This is a genomic window from Halobacteriovorax sp. BALOs_7, from assembly GCF_003612895.1.
Taxonomy (GTDB): Bacteria; Bdellovibrionota; Bacteriovoracia; order Bacteriovoracales; family Bacteriovoracaceae; genus Halobacteriovorax_A; species Halobacteriovorax_A vibrionivorans.
In genome coordinates, this window is the sequence record NZ_CP027772.1 from 2,443,020 (window position 1) to 2,456,788 (window position 13,769).

14 protein-coding genes are annotated in these 13,769 nt (G+C 35.4%); 7 read left to right on the forward strand and 7 right to left on the reverse strand.

What is annotated here, in order from left to right:
* Nucleotides 1–107 precede the first annotated feature (107 nt).
* Entirely contained in the window at nt 108–926 is an 819-nt protein-coding gene (locus BALOs_RS11665) for a hypothetical protein (RefSeq protein ID WP_114705392.1), read from the forward strand.
* Between the two features lie 11 nt (nt 927–937).
* Here BALOs_RS11665 and BALOs_RS11670 read toward each other — a convergent pair whose 3' ends face one another.
* From BALOs_RS11670 to clpS, 7 genes are all read right to left on the reverse strand, one after another.
* Nucleotides 938–1,873 carry a hypothetical protein gene (locus BALOs_RS11670; RefSeq protein WP_120405270.1) on the reverse strand — a complete coding sequence of 312 codons (936 nt, stop codon included), beginning with the start codon at nt 1,871–1,873 and terminating at the stop codon, nt 938–940.
* A 24-nt stretch (nt 1,874–1,897) separates the two neighbouring features.
* Complete coding sequence (locus tag BALOs_RS11675) at nt 1,898–2,941, reverse strand: aminopeptidase (protein WP_120405271.1); 1,044 nt, start codon at nt 2,939–2,941, stop codon at nt 1,898–1,900.
* A complete protein-coding gene (locus tag BALOs_RS11680) occupies nt 2,929–3,549 on the reverse strand; it encodes a hypothetical protein (RefSeq protein ID WP_114705395.1) in 621 nt (206 codons plus the stop codon). The genes BALOs_RS11675 and BALOs_RS11680 overlap by 13 nt, the downstream gene beginning before the upstream one ends.
* A gap of 84 nt (nt 3,550–3,633) precedes the next feature.
* On the reverse strand, nt 3,634–5,109 hold the full coding sequence (miaB, locus tag BALOs_RS11685; protein ID WP_120405272.1) for a tRNA (N6-isopentenyl adenosine(37)-C2)-methylthiotransferase MiaB: 1,476 nt from the start codon (nt 5,107–5,109) through the stop codon (nt 3,634–3,636).
* A 293-nt stretch (nt 5,110–5,402) separates the two neighbouring features.
* Nucleotides 5,403–5,909, reverse strand: a complete 507-nt coding sequence (locus BALOs_RS15565) for a histidine biosynthesis protein HisIE (protein WP_162929673.1) — start codon at nt 5,907–5,909, stop codon at nt 5,403–5,405.
* Between the two features lie 380 nt (nt 5,910–6,289).
* Complete coding sequence (clpA, locus tag BALOs_RS11700) at nt 6,290–8,632, reverse strand: ATP-dependent Clp protease ATP-binding subunit ClpA (RefSeq protein ID WP_114705398.1); 2,343 nt, start codon at nt 8,630–8,632, stop codon at nt 6,290–6,292.
* A gap of 17 nt (nt 8,633–8,649) precedes the next feature.
* The gene (clpS, locus tag BALOs_RS11705) at nt 8,650–9,006 is read right to left on the reverse strand and encodes an ATP-dependent Clp protease adapter ClpS (RefSeq protein WP_240406482.1); all 357 of its coding nucleotides are present in this window, start codon (nt 9,004–9,006) and stop codon (nt 8,650–8,652) included.
* 109 nt (nt 9,007–9,115) lie between these two features.
* Between clpS and BALOs_RS11710 the strand changes: the two genes are divergently transcribed.
* The 6 genes from BALOs_RS11710 (at nt 9,116) to BALOs_RS11735 (ending at nt 13,752) form a co-directional block, all read left to right on the forward strand.
* Nucleotides 9,116–9,622, forward strand: coding sequence for a TerB family tellurite resistance protein (locus BALOs_RS11710; RefSeq protein ID WP_114705399.1), 507 nt, complete (start codon nt 9,116–9,118; stop codon nt 9,620–9,622).
* A gap of 53 nt (nt 9,623–9,675) precedes the next feature.
* Nucleotides 9,676–10,359 carry an SH3 domain-containing protein gene (locus BALOs_RS11715; RefSeq protein ID WP_120405273.1) on the forward strand — a complete coding sequence of 228 codons (684 nt, stop codon included), beginning with the start codon at nt 9,676–9,678 and terminating at the stop codon, nt 10,357–10,359.
* A 93-nt stretch (nt 10,360–10,452) separates the two neighbouring features.
* Nucleotides 10,453–11,001 carry an FxsA family protein gene (locus BALOs_RS11720; protein WP_114705401.1) on the forward strand — a complete coding sequence of 183 codons (549 nt, stop codon included), beginning with the start codon at nt 10,453–10,455 and terminating at the stop codon, nt 10,999–11,001.
* Between the two features lie 9 nt (nt 11,002–11,010).
* Nucleotides 11,011–12,234, forward strand: coding sequence for a threonine ammonia-lyase (ilvA, locus tag BALOs_RS11725; protein WP_240406483.1), 1,224 nt, complete (start codon nt 11,011–11,013; stop codon nt 12,232–12,234).
* Between the two features lie 11 nt (nt 12,235–12,245).
* Nucleotides 12,246–13,229 (forward strand): succinylglutamate desuccinylase, encoded by a 984-nt coding sequence (locus tag BALOs_RS11730; RefSeq protein WP_158536733.1) that lies wholly within the window; start codon nt 12,246–12,248, stop codon nt 13,227–13,229.
* A gap of 16 nt (nt 13,230–13,245) precedes the next feature.
* Nucleotides 13,246–13,752 (forward strand): NADPH-dependent FMN reductase, encoded by a 507-nt coding sequence (locus tag BALOs_RS11735; RefSeq protein ID WP_114705403.1) that lies wholly within the window; start codon nt 13,246–13,248, stop codon nt 13,750–13,752.
* The last annotated feature ends 17 nt before the right edge of the window (nt 13,753–13,769 follow it).

Below are 13,769 nucleotides of genomic sequence, written 5' to 3' on the forward strand. Positions count from 1 at the left end.
AATCTTTAGGAAAAATGCCATAGCAATTTTCGCTACTTATATGAAGATTAAAGTATATTCAATGAATTACCGATAAAATAGTGAGGAAATGTAAGAACGAGGATAACATGAAAAAGTTTACTTTTATCACTGCAATCGCGTTACTAACCTTAGTTAGTTGCGTCCAGCCTACAAATAAAAGAGCTGATTACAACTCAAGCACAGGTAATGGCTGGGGTGGATCTGGTGGCTCAGACAATGGTTGGAATAACGGTGGCACAGACTGGGGAGACGACTCAGGTTCGGGTGATAATGGAAATAATGAAGATACAACTCCAGGTGATGGTTATGGAGATGGTAATGAAGGTGGAGTGGCCGATGGTGGTCAGACACAAGATTTCTATACAATCGAAGGAATTACTCTTCACGGTAACTCTCGTGTAAATGGATCAAACGCTTGGTGGTCTTCAACAAGCCTTGGTGATGGACAACTCATTCTCTATACTGACTCTCGTTTAAATATTCGTGTTCGTCCAAGACAAGCTCCTGCCCAAGGAACAATGGACTCTTATGGGGTAAAATGTCATTACAACCCTCAACCATATGAAAAACTTAAAATTAAATTATGTATTAGAAGTGAAAGCGGTACTTGTAGTTACCGAACTGTTACTTTCGGCGATATTGCCACTGATAAAGTTTCAAAAGTTAAAGAATTTTCAGGAAGCTATATTCCAAATACTGCAGGACCTGTTGTTATTGACGTTCTTGACGTTCAATGGGATTGGTCATGTCAATACTATCTAAATCAAGGCTACAGCAGTGATGATCCAGCTATTGCTGGATATTGCCAGATGTCTTCTGTTTGGCAAAATGATTGTGTTTCTTTTGATCTTCAGTTCTCAACTGATTACACAAAAGACTTTCCACCATCTGCACCTAGAATGTAATTCTAAATTTCTTAAAATAAATCAAGTGCGAGGTTTCTTTTCATAGCAGAAGAAACCTCCACCATTAGACCTGGACATGTCACATTAACTTCTGATAGACGATTCCCTAAAATATCAAAGGCGACTAAGTCTACTCCGTCATTCATAAGCTTCTTACAAACTTCTTCACACTCGTTCTTAACTTTTGGATCTAAGTCCACAGCAGAATACTTAGCACCTTGTGCAATATTAGCCAGGTACTCACCTTCTTGTGGAACCTTCAAGATTGTTCCAATCTCTTTTGCACGATAGAATATTGAGCGAATTTCGCCAGCGTAAACTGACTCATCAAATTGTTGCACAACAACTGGACCTTTAAACTCATCGCATTTGGCCTTAAATTTAGCCTCTAGCTCGTTTACACTGATTTTTTCAACACCTATTCCCTGATAAAGATCAAGAGGCTTTAAAATCAATTCTCGTACGCCTTGCGCGCTAATTTTTTCAACGAAGCTCTTCACTCCATTTAATGACGTTCCAACATAGCTCTCAAGACTATTTTCTAATAAGTAAGCTTCTAGCTTTTCATTATGTTTCATAATTCCAATTGGATTATTTTTAACCTGAACAGCTGTCTTACTTTCTAAAAAGTCGAGCATCCATAAATATCTCTGATAGCGTGAATCATATGGTGGATCAATTCGCATATGAAGTATTACTTCATGAGATAGAGTTACCTTTTCTTTCTCATTTACTTGAAAGTTTTCAATGTAGAAGTTTTCATTGATGTCACCAGTGATTTTATAACAATCAAAGGTAACCTGACCTACATTTTTAATGTAGAAGTCATCTTCAAATAAAACAAAGACTTCGTTTCCTTTTTCTTGTGCCGTTAAGGCCATAAGAATAGTGGAATCTTTTTTTGTGACTAATTTCTCAATTGGATCGATAAAGAATATATGCTTCATAATTAGAAGATAGCATTTATTTCATTATTTGGAATTATTTTTAAATAGATACTCTTCAAAACTTAACTCAGTATCGATATCTTCAAACTTTTGATACTTTGCTTCAATATCGGCCAATAGCTTTCTAAGATCACCTTGAAATTTTTGAGCGTAGTCTTCAATATAGGACTGGCTCTTTTCATAAGTCATAAATGCTGCAAGAGATGCACTATTCCACTTCATTTTCTTTGGCCAGCACTTCTTGGCGTTAAGCTCTTGGCATAGCTCTTCTAGCTCACGAGGCATCGTCTCTTTTAGGTATTGGTCTTTCTTGGCCTGCCAATCTTCACTGCTACGAAGAATTTCTTTAAGTTTCTTAGCGTGTTCAGTAATTGAGGCCTTAAGTTTTGAATTCAGTTTGAGATTCTTTAAGTATTCATCTAGCTTTGGGTCATCTTTGTAATACTCAATAAGCATTTGTTTACCAAAGTAATTAGCGAGATTCTCATTGAGGTCCACTTCATTCTTAACAAAGAAGATTGTATGAAATAGTTCATGAAAAATAGTTTCAGTTAAACTATATCTTCCATACTCAAAGAATGAAGATAGTATTGGGTCATCAAAGTTTCCTAAGGTTGAGTATGCCAGCACATCTCTCACATAGGTTTCGTAACCCGATTCTTCCAACTCACGTGCAAATTCTCTAGCAGAGCTTTCTTTGAAAAACCCCAGATAAGGAAAACATCCATAGAAAGCAAAACATTCTTTGCGAGGCTTAACTTCATTTGGTCTTGAAGCTATAACTAAATAAGTTACGGCACGAGTTTTAAGTAGAGTTGTTTGTGAATAGATCTCTGTTGGCTTTTTATCCCAGTAATTATAAAAATACTTTTTGTAAGTTTCGATTTTCTTGATTTTTTCTTTATACTCAGGCTTTACTTTGGGATCCAAAAGAACGTCTTTATTATCTCGTGCGCTCCATAAGATATCAACTTGTCCTATCCCCTGCTCTGTTAAATAGCTTATTTTTGCACATGATATAAAAGAGGTCGTAATCGTAAGAAGCAGTCCAAGTCTTAAAAAATCCATGAGATCCCAGCGTTATATGAGAGTTGATCTCGTGCTTCTTCAAATTCAAAGGCACGAAATACAGTTTTAACAGACCCTTTTAATGAAATGAATCGTGTTAATCTAAATTTTAACGCAAAGGCAGCAAACATGGCACTATATTTTGTCTTATCTTCCTGAGATTCAATTAGGTAATCAGTGGATGTATCAAGATCTGTAACAAGCGTTCTTGATTTTAAAGTATATTCCTGATGACTCCAGCCAAGAGATAAAAGAGGTTGTATAAAAGACTTTCGACTTGAAAAAGCCTGCCTTATCCCTATTCCATAACTACGAGTTTCAATATTAGTTGTCTCATTTTGAATTACAAGGCCTGAACTAACACCACTATTGTCATACTTTCCATAGATTTCATTCTCAGAATGGGCGATATTAAATTCTATTCCTGTATAAGTTAGAAAATAAAAAGTTAAAGAGCCTGCATAAGTTCTTGTTCGATCAAATGACTCTCTATTTGAGCCCAAAATATTCTTATTATAATTGAAATCGAGATCAAGCTCAGTCATTCCAAAGGAAAGTGAAGTTATAAAGCTTAAAATAAAATACTTAATTAACGTCTTTTTAATCATAAAATATCCTCATAGATATCTTACAACTTTAAAGCTCACTAATAGTCATTTAGGCAAAGAACTCCAAACCCTTGTTATTTCGGGCTATTGTAAGCGTCTTCCTAAGTCTTGAAGAAGTTCACCCTGACATGAAAGAGCTGTTGTACTGATACATTTCACATCAACCCAGTGCCATTTTAGATTAAGATCTTCTGGTCCCTTGAAGTGAATCACGCGATTACAATTCGTTCTCCCCTTCCACTTAGTCTCACCTTTCATTGTATTTGCCCCTTCTACAAGAACACGATACGTCTTTCCAACCATTGTAGAGCGGATCTTTTCCTGGATAGAAAGTTGGAAAGCCTGAACTTCATGCAATCGAGATTTTCTAATTTCTTGTGTTAAGAAGTCTTCCATCTTAGCTGCACGAGTCTTACTTCTTTGAGAGTAGACATAAGAATAGATGAAATCAAATTGAGCTTTCTCAAGTAGATCTAGTGTTTCTTTATGTTCTTCATCTGTTTCATTTACAAATCCACAGATAATATCAGTAGAAAGAACGATTTCTGGCTGGGCCTTACGAAGTTTCTCTAATAGACCAAGGTAATGTTCTTTCGTGTACTCACGATTCATTCTTTGAAGTACAGTATTTGAACCTGATTGAACAGGTAGGTGTAAGTGTTTTGATAATTTCTTTGCTTCACCATGAGCAGCGATAAGATCATCACTTACATCATATGGGTGTGAAGTCGTATATCTTAGAATTTCTAGGCCATTAATTTGATCTAATTCCATAATTAGATCAGATATACGCTCTCCATTTTCTTTTCCAAACGAGTTTACGTTCTGGCCAAGAAGCATAACCTCTTGAATTCCTTGATATTCTACGAGTCTTCTTACGTCCTCAACAATTTCGGCCTGCTTTCTAGAACGTTCGCGACCACGTGTATAAGGAACGATACAATAAGTACAATATTTGTCACAGCCTTTGATAATATTAACAAATGCCTGTGGTGTTCCGTGATTGATCTTTGTTTCAATTGAAAAATTAGAAGAGCGGTCCCAAGTATTAACGGAAAACTTATTATCTCCCGCATAAGTTCGGTAAACCATATCGTTAATTGTATCAATAGTGTCTGGGCCAAAAGCAAAATTCAGGTGTTTGAATTTTTTTACAAGATCCTTTCCTTCAGTTTGGGCAACACAACCACCTACTCCAACAACTAATTCTTCACCTTTCTTCTTTTTTAAGTGTTTCAACTCACCTAATTGTGAATAAAACTTATTATTTGCAAGCTCTCTTACTGCACACGTATTAAAAAGTACTAAACTTGCTTCATCTAGATCTTCAGTATGTGAAAAATTGAGGTTTTTTAAATGAGAAAGAATTCTTTCAGTGTCATGATAATTCATCTGACAACCGTAAGTTTTCATCCAAACTTTACGAGGTGGAAAATCCACATCACCTAATCGAATGATACGATCTCCAGTATTTTCGTCTAAGAATGATGTTGCTACGTGATTTTGCTTACTTACACCTAAACCACTTGGAGAATTTAATTCGTTAGTCTGATTTTCCATAAAAACCTCATTTGCCCAGAGACGCCGCTAGTAGTACGGGCCAAAAGTCCTGAACATTAGTATATAAATAGCTGAAATTACGATAAAACCTAGCGAAAAGCTATGAGATAGCATCCCATAAACTACTGAAATCATTAGAATTTTATTACCGAATCAGCTATAAAATCTGGCGATAATATGGTCTTTTTTTAGATGTTTTTGAGTGAAATGTAAATGAGATAAGTAAAATTGACCCAGAAATGCAAAGGCCCGCTATAAATAGCGGGCCCTTTATGAATTAAGAATAAATGTTCTTATTTCTTTTTTGCAACTTTTTTCTTAGTAGCTTTCTTCTTAGTCGTTTTCTTCGCTACTTTTTTCTTTGTTGCTTTCTTTTTTGTAGCTTTTTTAGCAGCTTTCTTCTTAGTTGCTTTCTTTGCTACTTTTTTCTTAGTAGTTTTTTTCTTTGCTACTTTCTTCTTTGTTGCTTTTTTCTTAGTAGCTTTTTTAGCAGCTTTCTTCTTAGTTGCTTTTTTCTTAGCTACTTTCTTCTTAGTAGCTTTTTTCTTAGCAACTTTCTTCTTAGTTGCTTTTTTCTTAGCTACTTTCTTCTTAGTTGCTTTCTTTGCTACTTTTTTCTTTGTTGCTTTTTTCTTAGTTACTTTTTTCTTTGTAGCTTTTTTCTTAGTAACTTTCTTTTTTGTAGCTTTTTTCTTTGCTACTTTTTTCTTTGTAGCCTTTTTAGCTACTTTCTTTTTTGTAGCTTTTTTAGCTACCTTTTTCTTAGTTGTCTTTTTAGTAGTTTTCTTTTTAACTGCCATTGACATCCTCCTGGTTTTTTCAATACTTATATTTATGGTAAACATTATTTTATTTGTGTGCAAACAAAAAATAACATTTTGATTAGCATAAGTATCTTTTTTATTTCCCTATGTTCTTTTTTAACTTCGGATTAATTTGGAAATTACTTTAAATTATTTTTAAAGAAAACAGCGAAACAAGCCGACAGCACGGCTTTTTCAAAAAACATAAAAACTTGAAAAACAAGTTATAGACGTTAGTTACAACTTTGAGTTTATAAAAAAATTAACTGAAAATTTTTTTCATTTTTTTTTCAAAAAAGAAGCAAAAACTGCCCTTTCAGGGCAGTTTCGCAATTTTTAAAAGTATGTATTTGGGAAGAATTTAATGATTAAAAAGATTAAAAAAGAAGTTTTAGCTCATCATCTTCAACAGTAACTTCAATCTTTCCACCTTGAGTAAGTTTACCGAATAAAACCTCTGTTGAAATTGGCTTCTTAAGCTTTTGATCGATGATTCGAGCAATTGGTCTTGCCCCCATTTTTTCATCAAAACCGTTTTCTGCAAGCCAGATTTTTGCTTTTTCTGTTAAAACGATCTCAATATTCTTAGCTGCTAACTTCATTTCGAGTTGAGAAACGAATTTTTCAACAATCTTAACAATGTACTCAGTAGAAAGTTTATCAAAATGGACAATTCCATCTAAACGGTTACGAAATTCAGGGCTAAAAAAGTTCTTTATGGTCTGATCTCGCTTACCTGTATTCTTTGCAGAAGTCTTGGCAAGTCCGATTGCTCCACTATCCATTTCCTTGGCCCCAGCGTTCGTAGTCATGATTATCACTGTGTTTGTGAAGTCAGTCGTTCTTCCTTGGGAGTCTGTTAATGACCCATGATCCATAACCTGAAGAAGGATATTATAGATATCAACATGTGCTTTCTCTATTTCATCAAGAAGTAACACAGAATGTGGGTTTTTCTTAACAGCATCCGTTAAAAGTCCACCTTGATCATGGCCAACATAACCTGGAGGCGAACCAATTAGCTTACTGACTGAATGTTTTTCCATATATTCAGACATATCGAAGCGTTCTAGATGACAACCTAACTGATTTGCTAGTTGTTTTGCTAATTCAGTCTTACCAACACCAGTAGGTCCAGCAAAAAGGAAGCTTGAAATAGGCTTTCCTTCATCTCCTAAGCCTGACTTTGCCATGTAAATCGCTTGTGATACTTCATCAACAGCGTGATCTTGGCCAAAAATAAGCATTTTAAGATTCTTATTTAGGTCTTTTAGCTTATCTTTTTCAGTTGTTTCAACTGTAAGCTTAGGGATATTTGCCATTTTTGCGACAACATCTTCGATATCTTTCTTAGTAATTGAAGATTTCTTCTTCTTTTCAGGACGAATTTGATTTAAAGCACCTGCTTCATCGATAGCATCGATTGATTTATCAGGGTTTTTCCTATCCATTAAGTAACGAGAAGTTAAAGCAACTGCTTCTTTTATGACATTATCAGAGATCTTTACACCATGATAAGTTTCAAACTTCGGCTTTAATCCCTTTAAAATTGCAATTGTGTCTTCATTTGATGGTTCATCAATATCAATTTTTTGGAATCTTCTATTAAAAGCAGGGTCTTTTTCAATGAATTTACGATGTTCGGCATATGTAGTTGATCCGATTACACGTACAACTCCACGACTTAAAGCAGGCTTTAATAAGTTTGATGCATCCATACTTCCGCCAGATGTTGCCCCGGCACCCATAACCGTATGCATTTCATCGATAAAAAGAATCGCTTTTTTGCCATCTTTATCTAGCTTTTCAAGGTCTTTAATAACACCTTTTACTCTTTGCTCGAAATCACCTCTAAATTTTGCACCAGCAACGAGTGCTGCCATATCTAAATTAAAGATTGTTGTTCCCTTTAACACTTCTGGAACATCTTCTTCAACAATTCTCTGAGCTAGGCCTTCAACAATGGCGGTCTTACCAACACCTGCTTCACCAACAAGAAGAGGGTTATTCTTACGTCGACGACATAGAATTTGAACAATTCTCAATGCCTCTTCTTCTCTTCCAACTAAAGGATCAATTCTGTTCTCACGTGCTTGCTCATTTAAATTAATTGTAAACTTTGCAAGAAATGAGTCTCCTTTCTTAGATCTTGATGAGACATCCTCACCTTCAACATATTCAATTCGAGGAATTTCTTCTCCACCTTCTTCATCATCTGAGCTCAATCCATGAGAAATCGCTTTCACGACATCAAATCTTTCAATTCCCTGCTTCTGAAGAGAGTAAAGAGCGAAGCTTTCTTTCTCTTGGAATAGTGAAACAAGAAGATTTACTCCTAAGATCTGGCTTTTCCCACTTGATTGAACATGGATAGCAGCTCTTTGAATAACTCTCTGTAGAGACATGGAGATCTCTGGTTGATATGTGATCCCATTTTCTCGTGCTAATTCTCTAAGTTCATCATTAACAAATTGTTGTTTTGATAAAGAATCGATTTGATCTTCCGTTAGAATACTAAAGTTTGATTCATCGTGAATAAACTCATTGAGTTCACTCTCCATTTCATCAAGATTACCACCACAATATTCGATGATCTCTCTCACATTTTCATCAGATAATAAGGAGAGAAGAACATTTTCTAATGTCAGATATTCATGCCTAAGAGTATTCGCCCTTTGGATCGATTCGTTAATGATGGTTTCAAGTTTTTTTGACATCATTTTCTTTGCTCCTGTGCCTATTCAGGCTCAACGGTACATAATAGTGGATGACCTTCTTTCTTGGCCTCCGAGAGCACCTTGTTCATCTTAGTCTCGGCCACTTCATAGGAATATGTGCCGCAAACTCCGCGGCCATTATTGTGAACATCAAGCATAATCTTCATCGCCTCTTCTTGGCTTCGATTGAAAATATGCATCAATATCCAAATAACAAATTCCATCGTCGTATAATCATCATTATGAAGTACGACATGATATTTTGATGGCTTTTTTACTCTAACTTTATCAGCTACAGCAATATCCCCATCCTCTTCAGTACTAAAGATGGGAGTAAAAATACTCATGTCAATATTAGCGTCTTTTTTAAAATTCAAATTATCTTCTCCACTTCATCAATGATTTTTCTTTCTTTTCTATTATCGCTTATGTGTGCTAATCTTTTCAAGGAGTATACGACTGAAAAATCACTAAAAAAGGTCACTTATGAACTTCTTCGACTTCTTTAAACAAAATAAGAAAACAGATTCAATTAATGATATTCACGACTTCCTCAATAGCACTTTTCCTCACATGGATGAAGAGCGCCTCGTCATTCTCTCTTGTTTCGCTGGGCTACTTGCTCGTATTGCCTATACAGATTTCAATGTTTGCCAACGTGAAAAAAGCGAAATGGAAAAAATACTACGAGATGTAACAAATCTAACAGAAGACGAAGCAAAACACGTCACTGAATATTCAATAAAAATGATGAAACAACTTTCTGGTCTCGATACTAGAAGTTATTGTACACCACTTGTCGATATTCTCTCACAAAATGAAAGATATAAAGTATTAAAAGCCTTATTTGCAATTGCTGCTGCCGATGGTGAAGTTGATCGCGTTGAAAGTAACGAGATAAGCTATATTGCAAATTCTCTAGTTCTCGAAAAAAAATATTTCCTTAGCGCACAAGCTGACGTCAAAGAGTATTTAAAAACTTTGCAAGTTTAAAACTATTCTCTACACTTATATAAGTTACTAGAATAATTAAACAAGGAAGTTAAATGAAAGAGATGAATAATTCTTCAACAGAAGAATTTAAGGGGAATTTTAATTTTGCTAGCATCTTAGATAAGAACGAAAAGAAGATTGCAAAGAGTCCTATTTCTAATCTTCTTCAATCCACGACTCAAACTGTTATAGATCGTGAAGAAGAAAATACGGACAATTCTAATGGTAAAGATCAATTATATAAGAAAATAGAAGAATTAGAGCGCAGATTTGAAACGAAAGAAGTAAATGAGAAATTTGAAAGACTAGAATCACTTCTTCAATCAATTATCATTAACCAAAAAAGTGTCAAAGAACAAATTGAGTACAAACCTCAAGAAGAGATCCTTCCAACGGCAAGAGACAACAAAAGTATTATCATTGCCAGTGGAATCTTATCAATTGCCATCATCCTTGGGGCGTTTATTTATACACCTTCAAAAGAGATTAAGCCTGCGCCAAAACAAGCAATCAAAGAAGTCATAACTAAAAAAGAATTCTTCACACCTATAAAATATTTAAACCTTAGAAGTATTCCAAGTACCAAGGGAACAAAGCTTCAAGTAGTAGCGCCAAATACTCGTGTTGAAGTCCTAAAAACTGATGGAGATTGGGTTCAAATTGAATACCGCGATTATTTAAAAAACACTCTTCATACAGGTTGGGTTTACGATCAAAAGAACTTAAAATCTATATAATTTCAGTAAGATACAGGGGCTTAACGGCCCCTACCCTTGACACTCTCCCAACTGATCCCATCTTTATGTTACACAATTAATAAATGAGGTAACATGTTTCCAATATTGCTATTATTATTTACTGTGGTTCCGGCCATTGAGATCTACCTACTATTTTCGATCGGTGGACAGATTGGTGGTGCCAATACATTTCTTGTTGTTGTACTAACAGGGATCATAGGTGCAGCACTAGCAAAGTCTCAAGGCGCAGCTCTTTTAGCAAAGATCCAGGGTGAGCTTTCTCAAGGTCGAGTTCCAGCTTCAAGCTTTATTCACGGGCTACTTGTTTTTGGTGGTGGTCTACTTCTTTTAACTCCAGGTTTTTTAACAGATATTCTAGGCCTATCGATGGTTCTTCCTCTTACAAGACATCTTTGGGCCATGTATATGAGAAAGTTCTTTCTTAAATCAATTCAAACAGGAAATATGCAATTTTACTCTTTCAAAAATGGCGGTGGATTCTCATCTTATAGTGGAAATGCTTACAATACTCGAGCTCGCTTTGAGGAACAGTTTGAAAAGGCCCAAGATAATCGTGAAGAAAGTCATGGAGCACGTCAAGTTGACGCAAACACCTTTGAAGTTGACTACGAAAAGAAGTAAGATTTCCTTATGACAGATAAATTAATTGTAGACCTAAATGATATTAAAGAGGCTCGTCTTAATATAGAAAGTCGAATTATTAAGACTCCTTTAACCTATTCAACAACTTTAAGTGAGAAGTTCAATTGTGAAGTTTATTTAAAACTAGAAAACTTACAATTAACTGGAGCATATAAAGTTAGAGGAGCACTTAATCGCCTCTCAAAACTTTCAGAAGAAGAAAAAGAAAAAGGCGTCATTGCATCTTCAGCAGGAAATCATGCTCAAGGGGTTGCTCTTGCGGCGAAACAGCTCGGTATAAAAGCGACAATTGTAATGCCGGAATCGACTCCACTTGCAAAGATACAAGGAACAAAGAAGTTTGGTGCTGAAGTAATTCTTCACGGTAATTTCTATGATGATGCCTATCAAAAAGCTTTAGAGATCCAAAGAGAAAATGGCCAAGTCTTTATTCATCCATTTAATGATAAAGATATTATTGCGGGACAAGGAACAATTGGGCTTGAGATCTTAGATGAACTAAGTGATGCCGATATTATTGCCGTTCCAATTGGTGGCGGAGGATTAATTTCAGGGATCGCCACTGCAATTAAAGAAAGTGGTTCAAAGTGTCACGTTGTTGGAGTTGAAGCATCTGAAATGCCGGCCATGAAACAATCTCAAGAAAAAGGCCACATCACAACAATTGAAAAGAAGAAAACGATTGCCGATGGAATCGCTGTAACAACTGTTCTTGATAATACCTTTGATATAGTAAAAAAATATGTTGATGAGATAGTAACAGTCAAAGAAACTGAAATTTCTCATGCTATCGTTACCTTATTAGAATACGAGAAGATATTAACAGAAGGCGCTGGAGCCGCATCAGTGGCATCTCTCCTCTATGATCAATTAAGTGATATTAAAGGAAAAAAAGTTGTTCTAGTGGTTAGTGGTGGAAATATAGACTTAAATATTCTTGATCGAATTATTGAAAGAGGACTTGTAACATCTGGACGCTCTTGTTCAATTGTTGTTAATGTTCCCGATACACCTGGTACAATTGCACATATCGCAAGTATCATTGGTGGCAAAGAAGCTAATATTTTAGAAATTCACCACAATAGGGCCTTCACAACAAGTGTTCTTGGAGAAACAGAAGTTGAATTTACACTTGAAACGAGAGGACATTTGCATATTCGTGAAATTGTTGATGAACTGACGTCAAAAGGTTTTAGTGCAAAGCGCGTATAAAAGGATGGCCTGTGACAGAATTTAACTTTCTAAAAACAACAAGAGAAAATGAAGAGCACCTAGAAAAGAGCTCATTTGTAAAAAATGATATTCGTTTTGATATTCTTGATACAGGAATCATTAAGGCAACTCCTAAGCTTCTTTCAACAGAAGATGCTTTTATCATTTCCTGTGGGATTCACGGCAATGAAACGGCCCCAATTGAATTTACAAATGAAATTCTCAATAAACTGGTTGCAGGCTCTTTAAACTTAGTGGCTCCAACTCTATTTATATTTGGTAACCCAAAGGCCATGAATATAGGTAAAAGGTTTAGTGAATACAACCTCAACCGATGCTTTAACGGTGCATATAAGAACTTAGATGAATATTATGAAAAGTCACGAGCAGAAGTTATTGAAAAGGTCTGTTTTGATTTTTATAAAGAGGTAAAAGATAAAGACCTTTTTCACTTCGACCTTCACTGCGCTCTAAAAAAGAGTATGATTGAAAGGTTTGCTCTTGTCCCTAAAAACGAAGAGCGTAAACGTGACGATGAATTTAATCTAATTTTAGCTAATATGGGAATCGAAGCGTCACTCTTTTCACACAAAGAATCAACCGTATTTAGCTCATTTTCATTTACTAACTTTAATGCATTTAGTGCAACTGTAGAGCTTGGCAAAGTTTATCCTTTTGGACAAAACCCACCTGGAAAGTTTCAAGCGGCACAAGAGACTATCGAAAAACTATTAAGTGGACATGAGTTAGAAAAGAAGAAAGCACCAAAGGCATTTACAATCTTTGAATCAATTAATAAAGAATTTGAAGACTTCAAATTTACTTTTGAGGAAGAAGAAAGTGCTAATTTCACCCCTTTTAAAAAAGGTGAGCATATATTTACACAAAATGCACAACCTTACCTTTGCCCGGAAGAAAATTTACGAATGATTTTTCCCAATTCAAAGGTGATACTAGGACAAAGAGCATTATTACTAATCAAGGAACTTGAATAACTGATCAGGAGAAAATATGAGTGACTTTTTAATCGTTGCTGCAAGTGACGGAATGAATTTAAAAATGGCAGAGACACTAGAAAGCCTGTCTAAAGATACGGATGAATCATTTGAAGTTGTAAAATTAAGTGACTTCAACCTTCCTCTTTATACGACTCAAGAAGAGGAAAATGGAATTCCAGAAGATGGGAAAAAGCTAACTGAGAAATTTATTGCTGCAAAGGGATTTGTTTTTCTGACACCTGAATATAATGGCTCTGTTTCACCATCTTTTGTCAATGCAATCGCATGGGTATCTCGTTCGGGTGGAGAATCTTGGAGAGAAGCGTTTGTTAATAAGCCAGCTTTAATCGGAACTCACTCCGGAGGTGGCGGCCAATACGTTCTAGGAGCTATGTTAAATCAACTTTCATTTATTGGTATGAATGTCCTAGGTCGTAAATTACTTACAAATTATGGCAAGCCATTAAATGAAGACGCTGCAAAAGGCGCACTAGAAGAATTAGTAAAAATTGCAAAATAAGAAATAAAAAAGGCTCC

Bases quoted from the DNA above. Each gene is read 5' to 3' on its own strand.
- clpA (WP_114705398.1), bottom strand. From the start codon at position 8,632: ATGATGTCAAAAAAACTTGAAACCATCATTAACGAATCGATCCAAAGG.
- BALOs_RS11670 (WP_120405270.1), bottom strand. From the start codon at position 1,873: ATGAAGCATATATTCTTTATCGATCCAATTGAGAAATTAGTCACAAAA.
- ilvA (WP_240406483.1), top strand. From the start codon at position 11,011: ATGACAGATAAATTAATTGTAGACCTAAATGATATTAAAGAGGCTCGT.
- BALOs_RS15565 (WP_162929673.1), bottom strand. From the start codon at position 5,909: ATGGCAGTTAAAAAGAAAACTACTAAAAAGACAACTAAGAAAAAGGTA.
- BALOs_RS11710 (WP_114705399.1), top strand. From the start codon at position 9,116: ATGAACTTCTTCGACTTCTTTAAACAAAATAAGAAAACAGATTCAATT.
- miaB (WP_120405272.1), bottom strand. From the start codon at position 5,109: ATGGAAAATCAGACTAACGAATTAAATTCTCCAAGTGGTTTAGGTGTA.
- BALOs_RS11675 (WP_120405271.1), bottom strand. From the start codon at position 2,941: ATGGATTTTTTAAGACTTGGACTGCTTCTTACGATTACGACCTCTTTT.
- BALOs_RS11680 (WP_114705395.1), bottom strand. From the start codon at position 3,549: ATGATTAAAAAGACGTTAATTAAGTATTTTATTTTAAGCTTTATAACT.
- BALOs_RS11715 (WP_120405273.1), top strand. From the start codon at position 9,676: ATGAAAGAGATGAATAATTCTTCAACAGAAGAATTTAAGGGGAATTTT.
- BALOs_RS11665 (WP_114705392.1), top strand. From the start codon at position 108: ATGAAAAAGTTTACTTTTATCACTGCAATCGCGTTACTAACCTTAGTT.
- BALOs_RS11735 (WP_114705403.1), top strand. From the start codon at position 13,246: ATGAGTGACTTTTTAATCGTTGCTGCAAGTGACGGAATGAATTTAAAA.
- BALOs_RS11720 (WP_114705401.1), top strand. From the start codon at position 10,453: ATGTTTCCAATATTGCTATTATTATTTACTGTGGTTCCGGCCATTGAG.